Below are 19409 nucleotides of genomic sequence, written 5' to 3' on the forward strand. Positions count from 1 at the left end.
CGTGCGGCGTGGTCTGTCGCCCCTCGTCCTTCAAAAACCCGCGTGCCGCATCCGGGGAGTGTGAACTTCTTCCTATAATCACGGCAAGGCTTCGGCCATTCATCATTCGCGGACCCATTCATGCTCAACGCCATCGGCCTTGTCGTCATTCTGCTGTGCGTCTTCGGCAGCTTCCTGATGTCGGGCGGTAACATCATGGTCATCTTCCATGCCCTGCCGCACGAAATGATGGCGATCGCGGGTGCCGCGATCGGCGCCTTCATCCTTGGAAACTCGCTCGAAACGGTCAAGAAGGCCTGGAAGGGCGTGCTGCGCGTATTCAAGGGCTCGCACTGGAGCGAGGGCGACTTCCGCGACCTGCTGACGCTGCTGTTCACGCTGCTCGCCACGTTCCGCAAGGAAGGCGCCAATGCGATCGAGCGCCATCTGGATGAGCCGGCCGAGAGCAGCATCTTCCAGCGCTATCCGCGCCTGCTGATCGATGCCGGGCTGATCGAGTTCACCTGCGACTACTTGCGCATGATGACCGTCAACTTCGAGGACCCGCACCAGCTGGCCGAAGCGATGGAGCACGATATCGAGCGCCATCATCATGAGGAAATGCTGCCGCAGCACTCGCTCCAGATGATGGCCGACGGCCTGCCCGCGCTCGGCATCGTCGCCGCCGTTCTCGGCGTCATCAAGACGATGAGCTCGATCGACCAGCCCACCGAGATTCTGGGCGCGATGATCGGCGGCGCGCTGGTCGGTACGTTCCTGGGCGTGTTGCTCGCCTACTGCCTGGTCGGCCCGATCGCGCAGAAGCTCCAGCAGGTCATCGATTCCGACTTCAAGCCCTACATGATCGTCAAGACCGCGATCATCGGCCACGCGCAGGGGCAGCCCACCGAAGTCGCCATCGAACTCGCCCGCCGCATGACCCCCTCGCCTTACGCGCCCTCGTTCACCCAGCTTGAAGCGGCGCTCGACGAAGTGAAGGACCAGCTCAATGCCAAGCCTGCCTGAAGGCACGAGCGGCGAAGGGCCGCTCGCACTGCCTACTCACGCTTCGACCGTGACGGCCGAGGAACTGCGCGACCGTCTGGTTGCCACCATCGGCGCCATCGAGATCGATGCCGCGAACGTGGAATCCGTGGGGCAGGCCGTGCTCCAGCTACTTCTCGCCGCCCGGAACGAGGCGGATGCGACGGGTCGCCCGTTCGCCATCGTCAATCCCAGCCAGCCCTTTGTCGACCGCGTCCGCGCTTGCGGACTGGCGGCGCCGCTGGGGCTCGTTGAAGAGGAATTTCCCGCGTGAGCAAACTCATCCTGACTGTCGACGATTCCGCCACGATCCGCATGCTGCTGAAGGCATCGCTGAGCGCGCAGGGCTTCCGCATCGAGAGCGCCAATGACGGCGAGCACGGGCTGGAGCGCATGCACGAGGTGAAGCCGGACCTGCTGATCACCGACATCAACATGCCCAAGATGGACGGTTTCGAACTGATCGAGGCCGTGCGCAAGACCAACGAGTTCAAGGGCACGCCGATCCTGGTGCTCTCGACCGAGTTCTCGGACGAGAAGAAGACCCGCGCCCGTGAGGCCGGGGCCACCGGCTGGATCACCAAGCCGTTCGACGCCGACCGTCTGGGAGCGGCGATCCGCCGCGTCTGCCCGTGAGCGACGAACTCGACGAAATCCAGGCGATCTTCTTCGAGGAGTGCGTCGAGGGTCTAGCGGTGGCCGAGGAAGGCCTTTCCGCCATGGCCGCCGGCGATACCTCGGCGGGCGTGATCGCCGGCGTGTTCCGCGCCGTCCACTCGATCAAGGGTGGCTCGGGCGCGTTCGGGCACACCGCGCTGCTCGGCTTCTCGCATCGTTTCGAGAACGTGCTGGACGAAGTGCGCGCCGGCCGCATCGCGCCGACGCCCGAAGTGACGCAGTGCCTGCTGGGCGCATTCGATATCCTGTCGGACCACGTTTCCGCCGCGCAGACCGGTGGCGATACGCCGGACGACGGGCTGATGCTGGAGCAGCTGGACGCCATTCTCGCGGGCGGCGGTGCGCCGGCCGCCCAGCCGGAACCGGAGCCTGTCGCGCCCGAGCCCGTTGCGGCAGCGGAGGACGAGTTCGGCTTCGTCCCGGTCGCGGCGCCGATCATCGATCTGGATGCCGATTTCGATCCCTTCGGTTTCGAGCCGGTGGCCGTTGCTCTCGACGATTTCGATGCGCCCGAGGCTGCCGAACCGGCGGGCTGGACGGTCCGCTTCGGTCCCTCGCGCGCGGCCATGGCCAATGGCGGCGAACCGCTGCTGGTGATCCGCGAGCTGGAATCGATGGGCGGCGAAGTGACCGCCGTCGACAGCGAGGCCCTGCCGCCGCTTGCCGAACTCGATCCCGAGGACAGCTACTTCGTCTGGACGCTGACGGTTCCCGCCAGCGTGGACGAGCGCGACATTCGCGACTGCTTTGACTTCGTTGCACCGGACTCGCTGATCGAAGTTGTGCGCGCGGAAGACACCGTTGTCGGTGGCGCCGAGCCGGGCGTCGCGGCGTTCGAGGAATTGCCGTTCGAGCCGATCCCGTTCGAACCGGTATCGTTCGAGGCGGAGCCGGTTCTCGCCGAACCTGTCCCGACCCCCGCGCCGGTCGCCGTTGCCGCGCCGGTCGAGGCGCCCCGGCCTGCGGTCGCCGCCCCGAAGGCGGAGGCGCCCAAGCCGGAAGCCAAGTCCGGTGGCGTCGAGGTGGCGCAGTCGATCCGCGTCGATCTCGGCAAGCTGGACCAACTGCTCAATCTCGTCGGCGAACTGGTGATCCGCAGCTCGATCCTTTCGGACCGTCTGCCGCCCGCCGATCAGGAGCGCGTCGAGCTGCCCGAGCTTTCGCGCCTGATCCGCCAGATCCAGGACAACGTCATGTCGCTGCGCGCGCAGCCGATTAAGCAGGCGTTCTCCCGCGTGCCGCGCATGCTGCGCGACCTGATGGCAGAGACCGGCAAGCGCGTTCAGCTCGAAACCACCGGCGAGATGACCGAAGTCGACAAGGGCGTGATCGAGAAGATCGGCGATCCGCTCACCCACATGATCCGCAATGCCGTGGACCATGGCATCGAGGGCCCCGAGGAGCGCGAGGCCGCCGGCAAGCCGGCCGAGGGCACGATCCATCTCTCTGCCGAGCAGAAGGGCGGCCGCATCATCGTGCGGGTGCGTGACGACGGGCGCGGCATCAACCGCGAGCGCGTACGCGCCAAGGCGATCGAGCGCGGCATCATCACCGCCGACGCCCAGCTTTCCGACGAGGAAATCGATGGCCTGATCTGCGCGCCGGGCTTCTCCACCGCCGAGACGATCTCGAACATCTCGGGTCGCGGCGTTGGCATGGACGTGGTGCGCTCGAACGTCGAGTCGCTGGGCGGCCGACTGGAAATCAATTCGGTGCCGGGCGAGGGCACGACCTTCTCGATGGCGCTGCCGCTGACGCTCGCCATTCTCGACGGCATGATCGTGCGGCTTGGCGAACAGCGCTTCGTGCTGCCGCTGGCCAATGTGATCGAGACCGTGCAGCCCGAGCCGGGCCAGGTCCAGGCGACGTCGCCGACGTCCGAAGTGATCGAGCTGCGCGGCCAGTACTTGCCGGTGCGGCGCGTGGGCGAGATGTTCGGCCTGCGCTCGCAGCGGGCGCCCGAGGACTCGCTCGTCATCATCGTCGAAAGCGACACGGCGGGCCATGTCGGGCTGATGGTCGACACGATCGACAACCGCCGCGAGGTGGTCATCAAGAGCCTGGAGGACAACCTCCACCCGATCCGCGGCCTCGGCGGCGCGACCATCCTGGGTGACGGCGCCATCGCGCTGATCCTCGATGTCGACGCGCTTGTCGTGCCCGGCGGCGGCTTTTCCAAATATGTACTGAAAGGACTGGCGGCATGAGCACCGAAGCGATTGCAAACGACGAACGCAAGATCGTCACGTTCACGCTGGGCAACCAGCTGTTCGGGATCGAGATGGCCTCGCTGATCGAGATCCGCGAATGGGAAGAACCGACCCCGCTGCCCAGCGTGCCGTCCTATGTGCTGGGCGTCGCCAACCTGCGCGGTTCGGTGATCCCGATCGTCGGCCTGTCCGAACGTCTGGGTTGGGAGCCCAGCGTGCTGCACTCGCGCTCGTGCGTGCTGGTCGTCACCATCGGCGGCCGCAATGCCGGCTTCCTGGTGGACGAAGTGCAGGACATCGTCTCGATCAAGGGCAGCGAGATTCAGCCCGCGCCCGATACAGAGGTCAATGACCAGAGCGCTATCGCCGGTCTCGTCAAGATCGAGCGCCGCACCTCGGACGCGTCGAACCCGGAAGCGATGTGCCTGCTGCTCGACCTCGAAGCGCTGAGCCTGACGCGTCATATCCCGGAACTGGCTGCGTGAGCACCGGCACTGCTTCTGCGGGCACGCTCGCGGCGAACGCGGAGCTGCGCCCCGCGCAGTTCCACGAGATCGCCGCGATCATGCAGCGCGAGGCACGCATCCATCTTGTCGAAGCCAAGACGACGCTGGTGCATTCGCGCCTTAGCCGCCGTCTGCGCGAGCACGGGCTGACCAGCTTCGCCGACTATGTTTCGCTGGTGCAGCGCGATGCGACCGAGCGTCATGCCATGGTCGTGGCGCTGACCACCAACCACACGCACTTCTTCCGCGAAGTCCATCACTTCGATCACTTGCGCTCGGCCGTGGTGCCGCAGTTGCAGGAACGCGCGCGGCGCGGCGAGAAAGTGCGGATCTGGTCGGCAGGCTGTTCGAGCGGCGAGGAAGTCTATTCGATCGCCATGTGCCTGGCGGGCGATACGCCTGCGGGTGCGGCCTGGCTGGAGCAGGGCGATGTGCGTCTGCTCGCCACCGACATCTCGCCCCCGGTGGTCGAGGCGGTGACGCTGGCGACCTATCCCGACGCGGCGGTGGAGCCGATCCCGGCCGCCTATCGCCAGCGTTGGCTGCGCCCGGCGGGCGCCGGCTACAACACCGTTGCCGAGCCGCTGCGCAAGCTGGTGGCGGCCCGCGTGCTCAATCTCTTCGACACCTGGCCGATGCGCCAGAAGTACGACGTGATCTTCTGCCGCAACGTGATGATCTACTTCGACGATACCGCCAAGGCCGAGCTGGAGGCGCGTCTCGTCGACATGCTGGTGCCGGGCGGCATGCTCTACATCGGTCATTCCGAACGCCTGATCGGCCCTGCCGCCACCCGCATGAAGCCGGTTGCGCAGACCGCCTATGCCCGCATCGACGGCGCGGGGGCGGCATGACCGAAACAACCGACAAAGTCCGCGTCGTCGTCGTCGATGACAGCGCGGCGATGCGCGCGCTGCTGACCAAGCTGCTCAACCACGATCCGATGATCGAGGTGGTGGGGCAGGCCCCCGAACCGCACGCCGCGCGCGAGATGATCAAGGCGCTCAACCCCGATGTCGTCACGCTCGATGTCGAGATGCCGGGGATGGACGGGCTTTCGTTCCTTGAACGGATCATGCGCCTGCGGCCGATGCCGGTGGTCATGTGCTCGACGCTGACCGCGCGCGGTACCGAAGCGACGATCGAGGCGCTGCGCCTCGGCGCGGTGGACTGCATCGCCAAGCCTTCGGGCAACCCGCTGGAAATCGCCCAGGATGGCGCGCTGCTGCGCAAGATGGTCAAGACCGCCGCGCGCTCTTCGGTGCGTGCGGCCGTGGCCCGCCCGGTTCCGGGGCGCGTGGTCCCGGCCAATCCGGCGCCTGCGGCCGGTCCCATGCGCGACGTGGTAATCGCCATCGGCGCCTCCACCGGCGGCGTCGAGGCCCTGTTCACGATCATCGGCGCCCTGCCGGTCGATTGCCCGCCGGTGCTGGTGGTCCAGCACATGCCCGCGATCTTCACCGGTGGCTTCGCCGCGCGGCTCGACCGCGAGGCGCGGGTGACCGTGGTGGAGGCCAAGGACGGCATGCCGTTGAAGCGCGGGACAGTCTACCTCGCGCCCGGCGGCAGCCATCACATGGAATTGGTCGGCGGGACCAGCGGCCACGTGCGACTGGTCGCGTCGGACCCCGTCGGCGGCCATCGGCCCTCGGTGGACGTGCTGTTCAATTCGGTTGCCCGGCTCGGCTCGCGGGCGGTGGGGGTCATCCTCACCGGCATGGGCGCGGACGGGGCCGAGGGGCTTTCGGCGATGCGTGCCGGAGGTGCCCGCACGCTCGGCCAGAGCCGCGAGACCTGCGTGGTCTACGGGATGCCGCGTGCCGCTTTCGAGCGGGGCGCGGTTGAGAAGGAAGTGAATTTGTCGGCAATGCCCGAGGCTATCCTCGCGGCGTGCCGAAGGTAAATGGAGCGCGTCACATGCCGGCAGCGGCTGCAATCAAGGTAATGGTGGTCGACGACCAGACAAGCATGCGCGCGATGATCCGCCGCGCATTGCAGGATCTGGGTTTCAAGGACATTCGTGACAAGGCCGGGGCGGGCGAGGCGCTGGCGGCAATCAAATCGGACCGCGTGCATCTCGTCATCTCGGACTACAACATGCCGGACATGGACGGCCTCGAATTCCTCGAGGCGGTGCGTAACGATCCGGTGATCGGCAAGACCGTGTTCATCATGCTCACCGGCTCGGCCGACAAGGAGGTCGTCCAGAAGGCCGCCGCGCTGGGCGTCAACAACTACGTGGTCAAGCCTTTCGCGCCCGCTGCGCTGAAGGAGAAGATCGAGCGCGTCTTCGGTGAGCTCGTCTGATCTCCATGCGCCGCGTCTCCATCGTCCAGGGCGAATTCCATGTCGCGAGCCAGGAAGGCGTGGTCATTTCCACGCTGCTCGGCTCGTGCATCGCCGCATGCCTTCAGGACCCGGTGGCGCGGGTGGGGGGCATGAACCATTTCTTGCTGGGTGAGCCGGGTGCGGATAGCCCGGTCACCGGCGTCGAAATGCAGCGATACGGCGTTCATGCGATGGAACTGCTGATCAACGCCCTGATGCAGCGCGGCGCCCAGCGCTCGCGGCTGCGGGGGCATCTTTACGGCGGTGCGAACATCGTGGCCGGGCTTGGCGGCATCGGCACGAAGAACGGCGAATTCGCCCGCAACTTCATGCGCACCGAAGGGATCGCGGTCGACCGCTGCGACCTGGGCGGCACGCAGGCCCGCAAGGTGGAATTCATGCCGTTCGAGGGGCGGGTCCGCGCGATGCTGGTCAAGGACCAGCCGCTGCCCGTCGCTCTGCGGCCCGCGCCCCTCGCCGCGCCGCAGCGCACGGGCGAACTCGAACTTTTCTGATGACGGCGTCGCTCGATCGGCCGGCGAGCGACTACAGGGGGACCGAAGAAGTGACGATCATGATGGAAGGCGATGGCGCGCCGCTGTGCCAGGCGCCGTTTGGCCACGCACTCGCGCACGAGATGCGCGTGGCGCGCGAACTGCTGGAGGAACTGGCCGGAGTGCTGGTGTCCGACGAGCGCTTCGTGGCCGACTACCTCGACCAGCTCCAGGCCTTCGACCTCATCGCCCAGCACGTGGACGAGAGCGCGGCACTGCTCGAACGCGTGGCGGCCGGGCAGCCGCTGCCCGATGCGCTGGGCCAGGTCCGGCTCAATGTCATGCAGGCGCGCCTCCGCGCCGCGCTCGACTGAAGGAATACCTGAGTGGCGCAGGGCAACGGCGATACGACGATCGTCATCCGCAAGGTCAAGAAGATGGCCCGACCGGCTCATCACGGCGGGGCGTGGAAGGTGGCCTATGCCGACTTCGTGACCGCGATGATGGCCTTCTTCATGCTACTCTGGCTGCTGGCGAACCCGGATAAGGCGCAGCTCAAGGGGCTGGCCGAATACTTCTCACCGGCCGCCGAACGCAACGCCCAGCCTTCGACGCTGACCAGCACGCCGGGCCCGCAGCCGGGCCTTGGCGGGCATACCCGCCGCGCCCAGGCCGAGGACCAGAAGGCGCTGGGCCAGCCCTCCGCCGAATCCGGCGTGAAGGGCGCCTCGCGCGGGGGCACGGCCGATGTGCCGGAAGCCGCGCTGCGGGTGATGGCGCAGGAAATGCAGCTCTCGCTCGAACAGCCGGTCGATGCTTCCGAAGGCAAGCAAAACGTCGATGTCGAGCAAGAGCGCGATGGCCTGCGGATCCACCTTGTCGACACGGCCCAGCGTTCGATGTTCAAGGGCGCCACGGCCCAGCTCAATGACTATGCGCGCGACATGCTCGTGCGGATCGCCCGCAAGCTGGCCGGAACCGGCGCGCAGATCGCGATCGAAGGCCACACCGATTCCACCGGCGGGCAGAGCGAGGCCAACTGGTCGCTGTCCGCCCAGCGTGCGCTTGCCGCGCGCGCGGCCATGGTAGGCGCGGGCCTGCCGGCCGACCGTTTCGCCGAAGTCGTCGCCAAGGCGGGGACCGAGCCGGTCTATCCCGACCATCCCGAGCGGCCCGAGAACCGGCGCATCACGATCGTCGTGATGGCCGCATCCTCGGCATTGCCGCAGGATGCCAGTTTCCGGTTCTGAAGGATCTACCGGGGCACGATGATGCAAGTTTGGAGCAGCAGGTGATCAGGAAGATCATGATCGCAGTGGCCGCGCTGGTCGGTGGCACCGCCATCGGCGGGGGCGCGGCTTATGGCGTTGTACAATGGGCGCCGCAATGGCTGCCGGGGATGCACAAGCAGCCCGCAGCCAGCGAATTCGTGCCGACGGGCACTATCCTGGCGCCGATCACGTTCGCCGACGGGCGCCTTTCGGGCTACGTCTCGTTCGAGTGTCAGCTCGAAGTGCCCAAGGGCAAGGGCGAGGAAGTGACGAAGCAGCTGCCGGTGCTGCTCAACGCGGTCAACATGCGCAGCTATCGCCAGCCGCTGGCGAGCGGGCCTGACGGGATGATCCCCAATCTCGACGTATTCCGCCGCGTGGTGATGGATGCCGCGCGCGAAGTCTACGGACCCGAACTCGTGCGCCGGGCGGTCATCACCCAGGCAGCACCGATCTGACACCTTCAAGGACACGTACATGCCGTTGCCGCCTTCATCCCGCCTCGGTGCCGCCGACGAGCTTTCGGGCTCGCTCGGTGCTGCCCCCGACCATGCGGTCGAGGTTGCACCCGATTCCGGACCGGAAGCCATGAACCCGCGCGATCTCGTCGCCCGCGCGCCGCGCGTCACCACGATCCTGCTGATCGGCAAGCTGGCGGCGGGCGACCGCGAAACCCTGTGCCGCGTGCGCAACATCTCGGAAACCGGGATGATGGCCGAAGTCCACGGCAGCTTCGCGGTCAACGAAGCGGTCGAAGTCACGCTCAAGGCCGGGGACACTCTGGCCGGCACCGTGCGCTGGAACCGCGCGGGCCGGATCGGCGTGGCGTTCGACGAAAAGGTCGATGTGCCCGAACTGCTGGCCCATGCGGCGATGCGCAGCGGCGCCGAGGGCATCGCGCGCGGGCCCCGCTTTACCGCCGATTGCCCGGTAGCGCTGCTGGTGGTGGGCTATCGCCATCCGGCGCGTCTGGTCGATATCTCGCAGGGCGGCGCCCGCGTGACCGTGGCCAGCGCCATGCCGCGCGACCAGTTGCTCGGCATCGCCATCCCCGGCCTTGGCGAGCACGAGGCGGCGGTGCGCTGGGTGGGGGAGGAGGCCTGCGGGCTGGTCTTCCTCGAACCGCTCGCGTTTGCGGAGCTGGGCCCCTGGCTGCTCGACATGCGCGCCCGGTTCGGGAAGCAGGAAGACGGATCGTAACGGGGAAATCGGGGCCGGAGTTTATCCCGGCCCACCGAAGCTTTTGACCAGCGACCCCGCCACCAGTGCCCAGCCGTCCACCAGCACGAAGAAGATGATCTTCATCGGCAAGGACACTGTCGCGGGCGGCAGCATCATCATGCCCATCGCCATCAGCACGGCGGCCACGGCAAGGTCGATCACGAGGAACGGCAGCAGCAGCAGGAAGCCGATCTCGAAAGCGCGGCGCAGTTCGGAGATCATGAAGGCGGGCATCAGCGTCGACATCGGCAGCGCCTCGCGCGAGGCGGGGACTTTGCCGGAGAGCGAGACGAACAGCTTCACGTCCTCGTCGCGCACTTGCTTCAGCATGAAGGTGTGGAACGGCTTCTGCGCCCGGTCCAGCGCCTGCGTCTCGTTGATGCGGCCCTGGTTGTACGGGACCATGGCATCCTTGTACGCCGCGTCGAACGTCGGGGCCATGACGAAGAAGCTGAGGAACAGCGCCAGACTGATGATCACCGGGTTCGGCGGTACGCCCTGCGCGCCAAGGCCCGAGCGCAGCAGCGAGAGCGCGACGACGATGCGGGTAAACGAAGTGACCGTCATCAGGATGCCGGGCGCAAGGCTCAGCACCGTCATCAGCAGGACAAGCTGGATCACCCGGCTCGACACCGCGCCGCCGCCGGCACCTCCGCCACCAAGCCCGCCTAATGCGTCGGGCGCGGCTGCCGCAGCGGCGGCCTTGGCCATGGCGAGTTCGGGCACGACGAATACGAGAGCGGCACAGCCCAGCGCCGCGACAAGTGCGATACGCCGGTTCATTCGCCCGCGTCCCTGTTCCGGGTGATGCCGCTGCATGGAGCCGAATCCAGCATGATCACGCCTTCCGGGGCGATCAGCAGGCTGATTTCCTTGTAGTCGCGCCGGATCAGCACGACCTGACGGCGCGGATCGAGCGAGAGGCGCTCGACCAGTTCCAGACGGCGCGTGGTGTCCTTGTCGCCCAGGTTGGCGAGCCATTTCTGCGGCAGCCGCAAGTCGTAGCGGCGCACCACCCAGAGCGCGCCGACCAGCAGCCCCAGCACCACGGCCAGCGCGCCCAGCGTGCGCAGCAGGGCAAGAAACTCCACCGATCAACCCTCGCGCTCGACGACCTTGGTGATTTCGAGCGACATGTGCTCGCCGTTCACCAGGATCTTGCCTTCGGCCACCAGCTCTTCGTTCACGTAGACGCGGGTGGGGTCGCTGTGGCCGCAGTCGAGCGGGATCACCGCGCCGCGGCTCATCTTGAGAACCTGCCGGATGGGAATGCTGGTGGAACCCAGCACGATCGACAGGTCGATGGGAATACCTTCGAGGACGGACATTGCAGTGCGTCTCCTTTCGCCCTCGTTATAGGAAAGAAAAATATAGGAGTGATCCGAACTAGGCAAAAAATGCCTATAAGGAAGCTGTCTGCACCGCAGGCTGACTGCGGACAGGGGAGCTAACACGATGGAATTGCAAGACTCGATCGACGTATCGGCGTCCGGCCTGCGTGCCCAGTCGCTGCGCATGCGCGTGATCGCGGAAAACCTCGCGAACTCGGACTCGGTCGCGACCACTGCGGGCGGTGATCCCTATCGCCGCCGCGTCGCCACTTTCGCCTCCGAAGTCGACCGTGCGACCGGGGCCACCAAAGTCTCGATCAAGTCGATCGAGGGCGACAAGAGCCAGTTCACCCGCGTCTACCAGCCGGGCAGCCCCGCTGCCGACGCCAGCGGTTATGTTGAGCAGCCGAACGTCAATCCGCTGATCGAGGCGGCCGACATGAAGGCCGCCCAGCGCTCTTACGAAGCCAATCTCAACGCTATCGAATCCGCGCGCGGCATGACCATGCGCACGATCGACCTGCTCAAGTAAGGAACCAGACCATGGCAATCGGAGCCCTCGACGCGGCCGCCGCCTATGGCCGCGCGATCAAGAACACTGCGCCTACGTTCGGCACGTCGGACGACAGCTCCACCTCGGTCGACGGTGCTGCCAGTGGCGGCGGCACCTTCGGTTCGATGGTGGAATCGATGGTCGGCGATACTGCCAACTCGCTGCGCAACGCCGAGACGCAGAGTGCCAAGCAAGTGGCGGGCAAGGGTGACCTGATCGACGTCGTCACCGCCATCGGCGCCGCCGAAACCGCTCTCGACACCGTGGTTTCGGTGCGTGATCGTGTGGTCAACGCCTATTCCGAAATCATGCGGATGCAGATCTAGCCGGAAGGGCAGGGGCGCGTCATGGACTCGGCTTCCACCATCGAGATTGCGCGCACCGCGATGGTGCTGGTGCTGACGGTCGCCGGCCCCATGCTGATCGCGGGGCTGATCGTCGGCGTTCTGGTCGGCCTGCTTCAGGCGTTGACGCAAGTGCAGGAAATGACCCTGACTTTCGTGCCCAAGCTGGTGGTGGTGGGCACGGTGCTGCTGCTTTCCCTGCCGATGATCGGCCATGCGCTTTCGGCTTTCATGGAGCGTATAGCCGACCTCATCGTCGCGGGTTGAGGCGATGGACGCCGCCCTCCTTGCCGCGCTGCCGGTTGATGCGACCACCTTCCTGATCCTGTTCACGCGGGTAGGTGCGGTGGTCATGCTGCTTCCGGCCTTTTCCGAGGAATCGGTGCCCGCGCAGATCCGGCTGGTGATGGCGCTGGGCCTTTCCGTCGGGCTTTACGGGCTGCTTGCCCCGCGCATTGGCCCGGTATTGCAGGGCCCGCAGGGCGGCATGGCCAACCTGCCGATCATCGTGATCGCGGAGATGCTGGTGGGGCTGGCGTTCGGCTCTATCGTCAAGATCATGTTCACTGCCGCAGCTATTGCCGGTTCCATGGCGACGCAGCAGGTCGGGCTTTCCTCCGCGCTGGTCAACGATCCCTCGATGGGCGGGCAGTCACCGCTGCTGTCGCGCCTGTTCGGGCTGGCGGCGGTGCTCGTCTGCATGGCGTTCGGCGTGCACCACTTGTGGATCGAGGCGATCGTCCGGTCCTATTCTACTTTCCCGGTCGGCGGGATGCCGCCTGCGGCGGACTTCGCGCAACTGGCGATCCACGTGACCGGGCAGGCGATGGCGCTGGGTGTCAGCCTGGCCGCGCCGCTGATCCTCTACGGCGCGCTGTTCAACCTCGGCCTTGGCCTTGCTGCCCGCGTGGCGCCGCAGATCCAGGTCTTCTTCATCACCCAGCCGCTCAACCTGATGCTGGGTATTTCGCTGGTCGGCGTGACGCTGGGCTCCATGCTCACCGCCTTCGCCTCGGCCATGACCGCGTTCATGCAGGACGGATGGAAGTTCTGACGCCATGGCCGAGAGCGAAAAGGACCAGCGGACACAGGAGGCGACACCCAAGCGCCTTGAGGATGCCCGCCAGCGCGGCGAAGTGGCGATGGCCACCGAAGTCCGCCACGCGGCGATGTTGATTGGCGCGCTGATCGTCACCGGCGGCGTGGGTGCCAGCGCCTTTGCCTCGCTGGGCCCGCTGATGGTGCGCCTTTGGGGCAATGCCGACGAATATCGGCTCGATTCCAACGGAGCGCAGAGCCTTATGACCGGGCTCGCCATTCACTTCATCTGGTCGCTCCTGCCGGTCTTCGCGGTGCTGCTGGCCTGTATCGCGGTGATGGCCATGGTGCAGGGCCGCTTCACCATCGCCTGGGCCCGGCTCGCGCCGAAATGGTCCAAGTTCAATCCCGTCTCCGGCCTCTCGCGCATGTTCGGCAAGCGCGCGCTGATCGAATTCGCCAAGACGCTTGCCAAGTTCCTGGGCATTGCCTTCGTCGTGTTCAAGGTGCTGAGCCCGCGCATTGTCGGGCTCGACCAGCTGGTCGGCTATGCGCCCGGCGCGGTAGCCAGGGCGGCGGCCGAATTGATGTTCGACGCGGTGCGCGCGGCGGCGATCTCGGTCTCGCTGCTGGCGCTGGCCGACTATGTCTACCAGAAGCGCGCCTTCCTCAAGCGCATGCGCATGACTCTTCAGGAAGTGAAGGACGAGCACAAGCAGAGCGAGGGCGATCCCAAGATCAAGGGCAAGATCCGCCAGATCCAGATGCGGCGATCGCGCCAGCGCATGATGGCGGCAGTGCCGACCGCCAGCGTGATCGTCACCAATCCCACCCACTATGCTGTCGCGCTCAAGTACGACCACGGACAGATGGCCGCGCCGCTGGTCATTGCCAAGGGCGTCGATGCCATCGCGCTCAGGATCCGTGAGATCGCCACCGAGGCCAATGTCCCGATCGTGGAGAGCCCGCCGCTTGCGCGTGCGCTTTTCGCCTCGGTCGAGATCGACCGGCCGATCCCCATTGAGCACTACGCCGCCGTGGCGGAGATCATCGGCTACGTCATGCGCCTCGCCCGTCGCGGCGCCGGACGCCCTGCCGGGAGCAGCGTGCGGTGAAGGGAAAAAGCCCGATGACCCGCTCCGGCGCGCTCAACCACCTTCCTATAAGGACACTGATGCAGATGCCCCTGAAATCGCGGAAGCGCGCGTCGCTCGCTGTCTTGGCTCCAGCCCTTGCCGCCGTGCTGGCGCTGGCCGCGCCGGGCACCGCCTTTGCGGACTCGCAGCCGCGCATCAAGGACATCGTCGATGTCGAGAACGTGCGGCCGAACCAGTTGGTCGGCTATGGTCTCGTCGTCGGCCTCCAGGGCACCGGCGACCGTATCCGCAACGTGCCGTTCACCGAAGAGACGTTGCAGGCCATGCTCGAACGCATGGGCGTCAACATTCGCGGCGACCAGATGCTGACCCAGAACGTCGCGGCCGTGACCGTGACCGCGACGATGCCGCCGTTTGCCCGATCGGGCTCGACGATCGACGTGCAGGTCTCGGCGCTGGGCGATTCCACCAGCCTTCAGGGCGGCATCCTGCTGGTCTCCTCGCTGCGCGCGCTGGACGGCGAGATCTACGCGGTGGCGCAAGGCCCCGTCGCGGTCTCCGGCTTCAAGGCGCAAGGCGCGGCGGCCAAGCTTAGCCGCGGCGTGATGACCACCGCGCGGATTGCCGGCGGCGCCATCGTCGAGCGTGAGGTGCCTTACGATTTGCGCTCTGCGCAGAGCCTCAAGCTGGCGCTCAAGAACCCCGATTTCACCACCGCGCGGCGGATCGCCGAACGGATCAACAACGAAGTTTCGGGCGCTGCCACCGTGCTCGATCCCGCGACGGTTGAGATCACGCCGCACGGCGGCTCGGTGATCGAGCTGGTCACCCGGATCGAGAACCTGACCGTGCCGGTCGACCAGCCCGCGCGCATCGTCATCAACGAGGCGGCGGGAACCGTGGTCATGGGCGCGGACGTGCGCGTGAGCCCGGTCGCGATCGCGCAGGGCGGGCTTACCATCAGCGTGACCGAAACCCCTGTAGTCTCGCAGCCCGGGCCGCTGTCCAGCGGGCAGACGACCACCGTGCCGCGCACCCGGATCGAGGCGAACGACGGCAACGGCGCCTCGCTGGCGATGCTGACCGGGGGCACCTCGCTCCAGAATCTGGTCTCGGGGCTCAATGCGCTGGGCGTCAGCCCGCGTGACCTCATCACCATCCTTCAGGCCTTGCAGAGCGCGGGTGCGCTTCAGGCCGAGATCACCGTGCAATAAGAAAAGGAGGCAGCAAGATGACCGACACCACCATCACGTCGCTTCCGGCGCCGCAGGTTTCTCCTTCGCCGGACAAGTCTCCGGCCAGCGTGGCCCGCCAGTTCGAAGGCGTGTTCGCCGGGCAGGTCGCCAAGATGATGCTCGAAAGCGTCGATCAGGGCGATGAATTCTCGGGCGGCCACGGCGAGGAAATGTTCCGCGGGGTCCTGGCCGAGCAGGTCGGTAACCAGATCGCCAAGGGCAAGGGGCTGGGCATCGCCTCGGCCGTCCAGGCCCAGATCATCCGCATGCAGGGCGGCAACCCTCAGGGAGTGACCGGCAATGCCGAATGAAATGATCGAGATCATGACCTCGCTCTCGCTGGTCATGCGTGAGGAAACCGAGCGTCTGGAACGCCGCGAGCGCGTGCTCGACCTTGCCTCGCTGGCAGCGGCGAAAGCGCGCCTGGTCGCCTCGCTGGAGGAAATGCTGGCCCGCCGCAACCGCCGTGAGCCGGAGTGGACCGAGCAGATGGACGAGGAAACGCGCGAGCGCCTGTCGGACTGCCTGAGCGAACTGCGCGCGGCCTCGATCGCCAATGCGGCGCTGCTGGAGCGGCAGATCGAACTGTCGATGGAAATGATGACGGCCATCGCCGAGGAAGCCAAGCGGCTGAGCGGCAACCGTTCCTATACCTACGGCGCCAGCGGCGACATGGCCCGCGTGGAGGCGGCGACGCCGATCTCGTTCAACGGCGAATACTAAGGCGGAATACCAGAGCGGAATACTGGGCGACGGACCCATTCCCCCGAATACGGAGCGGGTTACGAACACAAACTCCGTCGCCCCCGCGAAGGCGGGGATCCCGCTTCTGTTGTGCGGGGCTGGACGTCGCCAAGAAGCGGGGCCCCCGCCTTCGCGGGGGCGACGGGGTCTGAGGCTGCTAGCTCACGGTCAGTATCTAGCCCGTGGGTAGCACCTCCGAGGCATCAGCAATCGCCGGCGAAAGTGCAGTCAGACCTCGCCGTCCGGGCCGCCCACCTTTTCCAGCTTATCGGCCTTTTCCAGCATACCAAGGGTCGCCGAAGCCGGTGCCGCGCGGCCGAACAGGAAGCCCTGCCCGAAGGCGCAGCCGCGTTCGACGAGGAAGTGGGCTTGCTCCTCGGTCTCGATGCCTTCTGCCGTCACCGGCATGCCAAGGCTGCGGCCAAGGTCGAGCACCGTGTTGACCAGCTTGCGCCCGGGGTCGCTGTCGAGCGCCTGGATCAGCGTGCGGTCGATCTTGATGGTGTCCAGCGGCAAGTGGCACAGCCGCGCAAGGCTGGCATAGCCCGTGCCGAAATCGTCCAGCGCGATGCGCGCACCGGCCCCCCGCAGCGTGTCGATCGTCGCGCGCGCATCGGCGAGATTGTCCACCATCGCGTTCTCGGTGATTTCCACCGTCAGCCGCTCGGGCGGCAGGCCGCAGGCGAAGACGATCTGGAGCAGCCTTGCGGCAACGCCCGGATCGCAGACTTGCTGCGGCGACATGTTGACGGAAAGGCCCACCTCGTCCGGCCATTCGCGCGCGTCGCGGCAGGCCTGACGCAGCAGGCCGAATAGCATCTCGTCGATCAGCCGGAGGTCTTCGCCCACTTGCAGGAACAAGTCGGGGCCCAGCAGGCCGCGATGCGGATGCTCCCAGCGGGCCAGCACCTCGAAGCGCGCGATCTTGCGCGAGGGCAGGGCGACGATGGGCTGGTAATGCGGAACCAGTTCGCCGCGCAGCAGGGCCGAGCGCAGGGCCTCTTCCAGCGCCGCACGGTCGGTCAGGGTGGCAAGCATTTCAGGCGTGAAGCGACGCACGGCGGCTCCGCCCGAAGCCTTGGCGCGCGACATCGCGATCGAGGCGCCGCGCAGCAGTCGCTCGGGCGTGGTAGTGCCCGAGGGATCGCTGGCGATGCCGATCGAGGCGGTCAGGTGGATCATGTGCCGCCCCAGCACGATGGGCGAGGCCAGTACGTCCAGCAGGTCTGCAGCCACGGCCTCGGAGAGGTCGGCGCCGTCGTTCAGGGGCAGGACGCAGGCGAACTCGTCCCCGCCGACATGGACGACCCGGCCCGAGACTTTGGCCGCGATCCGTCCGCAGCGTCCGGCGGCGATGGCGATGACTTCGTCCCCGGCGGCGTGGCCGCACAGGTCATTGACCAGCTTGAACCTGTCAAGATCGAGGATCAGCAGGGAAAGCGGCTGCGGAGCGCCGTCTTCTCCGCGCAAGAACGCCACGGCCCGTTCGACACTCCGCAGCGGCGGTTCGTGCCCGTCAAACGGGGACTCGCCGGCGCTCCCGAATTCCGGGCTATCGCTTCCCGGTCTCCGTTCGTGCCCTGCGGTCGTATCTCGCTGGCTGGCGCTGCGCATCGTCTGTCAACTTGTCTCCTTAATCCATTATATGGGATTGGAGTGCGCAACGGCTGGGTTGTCCTACAATTAGCGCCTATTCGAACATAGCCGACAGCACCGTGGCGATGCGGGCTGGGTCGAATGCGTCAAGCGCCACTTCGAAATCGGGATTGAGGCTGAAGCCCAGGGTGTGGCCCTGCCGGTCGAACGTGATGGCGATCACTCGCAGGCCGGTATCCTGCTCGATCACGGCGAGACCGCCGGCCGAGGGGAAGCGATCGGGATCGACCACCAGCACGGCGCGGCCGGGCAGCCCGGCGCCCAGCGTCGAGCGGCCGATGCGCAGACCATAGGCGTTCGGCCCGGCGCTGCGCGGCACTTCCACGAATGTACCAGTCGGCGTGCGGGCGAGCAAGCCATCGGGCAGCGGCGATCCGAAGACGGGGACCAGCCGGACCGACGCGTCCTCCCCAACCGACTGCGCGGGCGCCGGGCTCTCGGGAGCTTTCGGCGCGAACGCCGGGGGAGTGGCGGCATCGAGCACGGGAACCGGGCGTTCGAGCACGGATGTCTCCAGCGAAGAACCGATGGGTGCGTTGAGCACCCTTGCAGCGGCGGCGCCGGCCTGCCGCATCGCAGGGGCCTCGGCAGAAGCGGCCGGAGAACCACCCAGTTCGGCGCGCAGCGCGGCGGTGCGGGTGCGGGTCTTGGTAATGCGGATCTGCGGATTGGCCACCAGCGACAGGAACGCGTCGAGTTCGCCGCGCGCGCAGGCTGCGACGACGGCGGCCGCGAGCGCGGCATCGTCGGCCACGCCGAACAGGCGGCGCAGCGAGCCGCGGACTTCGTCGTTCCAGCGGTCGTAGGGCTTGTGGGCGTTTTCGATGCGCGAGAGGATCACCGGCGCAATCCCGTACTGTTCTTCGAGTACGGCGATGGTCAGCGTATCGTCGGCAACGCGGCGGGCGCGGACGGCCGCCGCCACCAGAACCGCGAGGTGGTCAGCCTCGGGATCGGTGCGGTCGTTACCCATGATCGGCTCTGCCCAGTCCTCGATATCGAAAGCGGGATCGTCGATATCGACAAGCAGATCCAGCGGATCGACCTGGAGTGCGGCTGCGATGGCGCGCATTTCCGGGGCACGAGCGAAAACCTCGCCACGTTCGATCTTGGAAAGTCGAATATAGGTAATGTCCGGAAGGCGTTCGGCCAGTTCCAGCAATGAGCCTATATTTTGTTGCTTGCGAAATTTCCTTATCCCGTTTGGAAATACCAGACTGCGGCAGGCATCGATCTCAAGGGTTGCGGGTACGGATGCAGTAGCCGTCCTTGCCCGCCTGCCAGATCGAACTGATTTTTCGGTCATTGAAGCTCGAATTTCATTGCAATGCCCAAGATGTTTCATGATCCTTAAACAGGGTCAATATCGCTCTTGGGATGATGGTTCAAAACGGGTCAAGTTAGGGCGCGTTCGCGGATGACCCCATGGTCTTCTAGTATGATGACTTTAGGGTGAATGGTCATTGTATCGCACCGATTGCAGGTTTTTAACGGTTACCTGGACCCTGTAACGTCCATTTCGGGACAGGACACCGATTGGGAGCGCTACCGGCAAATCTTTGAAATAAAGTGCATAATACTGTGAGAGCTTGCCGAAATGCGCGCGCGCGTAACGGGCGTCGGGCACGCCGGAGGGGGACCAAGGCCTGACAGGCTCGGAATTCTGGAAATTGCGCATCT

Annotated in this window: 26 protein-coding genes; 21 read left to right on the plus strand and 5 right to left on the minus strand. The window is 66.3% G+C overall.

Features of this window, described 5'->3' with window-relative positions:
* Positions 1-120 precede the first annotated feature (120 nt).
* The 13 genes from motA to AC1VVK_RS12770 all read left to right on the plus strand — a co-directional run bounded on the left by motA (position 121) and on the right by AC1VVK_RS12770 (position 9710).
* Entirely contained in the window at positions 121-1005 is an 885-nt protein-coding gene (motA, locus tag AC1VVK_RS12710) for a flagellar motor stator protein MotA (RefSeq protein WP_482903281.1), read from the plus strand.
* Complete coding sequence (locus AC1VVK_RS12715; RefSeq protein WP_482903282.1) at positions 989-1297, plus strand: STAS domain-containing protein; 309 nt, start codon at positions 989-991, stop codon at positions 1295-1297. The genes motA and AC1VVK_RS12715 overlap by 17 nt, the downstream gene beginning before the upstream one ends.
* A complete protein-coding gene (locus AC1VVK_RS12720; RefSeq protein ID WP_132388726.1) occupies positions 1294-1659 on the plus strand; it encodes a response regulator in 366 nt (121 codons plus the stop codon). The genes AC1VVK_RS12715 and AC1VVK_RS12720 overlap by 4 nt, the downstream gene beginning before the upstream one ends.
* On the plus strand, positions 1656-3908 hold the full coding sequence (locus AC1VVK_RS12725; protein ID WP_482903283.1) for a chemotaxis protein CheA: 2253 nt from the start codon (positions 1656-1658) through the stop codon (positions 3906-3908). The genes AC1VVK_RS12720 and AC1VVK_RS12725 overlap by 4 nt, the downstream gene beginning before the upstream one ends.
* The gene (locus tag AC1VVK_RS12730; protein WP_132388730.1) at positions 3905-4396 is read left to right on the plus strand and encodes a chemotaxis protein CheW; all 492 of its coding nucleotides are present in this window, start codon (positions 3905-3907) and stop codon (positions 4394-4396) included. Before AC1VVK_RS12725 ends, AC1VVK_RS12730 begins: the two co-directional genes overlap by 4 nt.
* A complete protein-coding gene (locus AC1VVK_RS12735) occupies positions 4393-5271 on the plus strand; it encodes a CheR family methyltransferase (RefSeq protein WP_482903284.1) in 879 nt (292 codons plus the stop codon). Before AC1VVK_RS12730 ends, AC1VVK_RS12735 begins: the two co-directional genes overlap by 4 nt.
* Positions 5268-6320, plus strand: coding sequence for a protein-glutamate methylesterase/protein-glutamine glutaminase (locus AC1VVK_RS12740; protein ID WP_132388732.1), 1053 nt, complete (start codon positions 5268-5270; stop codon positions 6318-6320). Before AC1VVK_RS12735 ends, AC1VVK_RS12740 begins: the two co-directional genes overlap by 4 nt.
* 14 nt (positions 6321-6334) lie before the next feature.
* Positions 6335-6724: a response regulator gene (locus AC1VVK_RS12745; protein WP_207904713.1), complete on the plus strand. Its 390-nt coding sequence runs from the start codon at positions 6335-6337 to the stop codon at positions 6722-6724.
* A gap of 5 nt (positions 6725-6729) precedes the next feature.
* Entirely contained in the window at positions 6730-7260 is a 531-nt protein-coding gene (locus AC1VVK_RS12750; RefSeq protein WP_482903285.1) for a chemotaxis protein CheD, read from the plus strand.
* Positions 7260-7613 (plus strand): hypothetical protein, encoded by a 354-nt coding sequence (locus tag AC1VVK_RS12755; RefSeq protein ID WP_243652610.1) that lies wholly within the window; start codon positions 7260-7262, stop codon positions 7611-7613. Before AC1VVK_RS12750 ends, AC1VVK_RS12755 begins: the two co-directional genes overlap by 1 nt.
* A 63-nt stretch (positions 7614-7676) precedes the next feature.
* Positions 7677-8489, plus strand: a complete 813-nt coding sequence (locus AC1VVK_RS12760) for a flagellar motor protein MotB (RefSeq protein ID WP_132389536.1) — start codon at positions 7677-7679, stop codon at positions 8487-8489.
* Positions 8490-8530: 41 nt separating this feature from the next.
* Positions 8531-8968 carry a hypothetical protein gene (locus tag AC1VVK_RS12765; RefSeq protein WP_347812988.1) on the plus strand — a complete coding sequence of 146 codons (438 nt, stop codon included), beginning with the start codon at positions 8531-8533 and terminating at the stop codon, positions 8966-8968.
* 19 nt (positions 8969-8987) lie between these two features.
* Positions 8988-9710 (plus strand): PilZ domain-containing protein, encoded by a 723-nt coding sequence (locus AC1VVK_RS12770; RefSeq protein WP_482903286.1) that lies wholly within the window; start codon positions 8988-8990, stop codon positions 9708-9710.
* A 21-nt stretch (positions 9711-9731) separates the two neighbouring features.
* Here AC1VVK_RS12770 and fliP read toward each other — a convergent pair whose 3' ends face one another.
* Genes fliP through AC1VVK_RS12785 form a run of 3 tightly spaced genes read right to left on the minus strand, consistent with a single transcriptional unit; the run spans position 9732 to position 11059 of the window.
* Complete coding sequence (gene fliP / locus AC1VVK_RS12775; protein WP_482903287.1) at positions 9732-10514, minus strand: flagellar type III secretion system pore protein FliP; 783 nt, start codon at positions 10512-10514, stop codon at positions 9732-9734.
* Entirely contained in the window at positions 10511-10822 is a 312-nt protein-coding gene (locus AC1VVK_RS12780) for a FliO/MopB family protein (RefSeq protein ID WP_132388740.1), read from the minus strand. Before AC1VVK_RS12780 ends, fliP begins: the two co-directional genes overlap by 4 nt.
* 3 nt (positions 10823-10825) lie before the next feature.
* Entirely contained in the window at positions 10826-11059 is a 234-nt protein-coding gene (locus AC1VVK_RS12785; RefSeq protein WP_132388742.1) for a FliM/FliN family flagellar motor switch protein, read from the minus strand.
* 127 nt (positions 11060-11186) lie between these two features.
* Between AC1VVK_RS12785 and flgC the strand changes: the two genes are divergently transcribed.
* From flgC to AC1VVK_RS12825, 8 genes are read left to right on the plus strand one after another with little or no spacing between them, the layout of a single operon-like run.
* Complete coding sequence (gene flgC, locus AC1VVK_RS12790) at positions 11187-11594, plus strand: flagellar basal body rod protein FlgC (protein WP_482903288.1); 408 nt, start codon at positions 11187-11189, stop codon at positions 11592-11594.
* An 11-nt stretch (positions 11595-11605) separates the two neighbouring features.
* On the plus strand, positions 11606-11941 hold the full coding sequence (gene fliE / locus AC1VVK_RS12795) for a flagellar hook-basal body complex protein FliE (protein ID WP_482903289.1): 336 nt from the start codon (positions 11606-11608) through the stop codon (positions 11939-11941).
* A gap of 21 nt (positions 11942-11962) precedes the next feature.
* Complete coding sequence (locus AC1VVK_RS12800) at positions 11963-12226, plus strand: flagellar biosynthetic protein FliQ (RefSeq protein ID WP_132388748.1); 264 nt, start codon at positions 11963-11965, stop codon at positions 12224-12226.
* 4 nt (positions 12227-12230) lie between these two features.
* Positions 12231-13013, plus strand: coding sequence for a flagellar biosynthetic protein FliR (gene fliR, locus AC1VVK_RS12805; RefSeq protein ID WP_132388750.1), 783 nt, complete (start codon positions 12231-12233; stop codon positions 13011-13013).
* Between the two features lie 4 nt (positions 13014-13017).
* Positions 13018-14112: a flagellar biosynthesis protein FlhB gene (flhB, locus tag AC1VVK_RS12810; RefSeq protein ID WP_482903290.1), complete on the plus strand. Its 1095-nt coding sequence runs from the start codon at positions 13018-13020 to the stop codon at positions 14110-14112.
* Between the two features lie 59 nt (positions 14113-14171).
* Entirely contained in the window at positions 14172-15308 is a 1137-nt protein-coding gene (locus AC1VVK_RS12815) for a flagellar basal body P-ring protein FlgI (protein WP_482905160.1), read from the plus strand.
* A gap of 17 nt (positions 15309-15325) precedes the next feature.
* A complete protein-coding gene (locus AC1VVK_RS12820) occupies positions 15326-15640 on the plus strand; it encodes a rod-binding protein (protein ID WP_482903291.1) in 315 nt (104 codons plus the stop codon).
* Positions 15630-16052, plus strand: a complete 423-nt coding sequence (locus AC1VVK_RS12825; RefSeq protein WP_132388758.1) for a flagellar biosynthesis protein FlgN — start codon at positions 15630-15632, stop codon at positions 16050-16052. Before AC1VVK_RS12820 ends, AC1VVK_RS12825 begins: the two co-directional genes overlap by 11 nt.
* A 249-nt stretch (positions 16053-16301) precedes the next feature.
* Here the strand turns inward: AC1VVK_RS12825 and AC1VVK_RS12830 are convergent, their stop codons facing one another.
* Both AC1VVK_RS12830 and AC1VVK_RS12835 read right to left on the minus strand, forming a co-directional pair.
* Entirely contained in the window at positions 16302-17552 is a 1251-nt protein-coding gene (locus tag AC1VVK_RS12830) for a putative bifunctional diguanylate cyclase/phosphodiesterase (RefSeq protein ID WP_482903292.1), read from the minus strand.
* Positions 17553-17763: 211 nt separating this feature from the next.
* On the minus strand, positions 17764-18891 hold the full coding sequence (locus AC1VVK_RS12835; protein ID WP_482903293.1) for a helix-turn-helix domain-containing protein: 1128 nt from the start codon (positions 18889-18891) through the stop codon (positions 17764-17766).
* Between the last annotated feature and the right edge of the window lie 518 nt (positions 18892-19409).

It is taken from the genome of Novosphingobium sp. BL-S-32 (assembly GCF_056857055.1).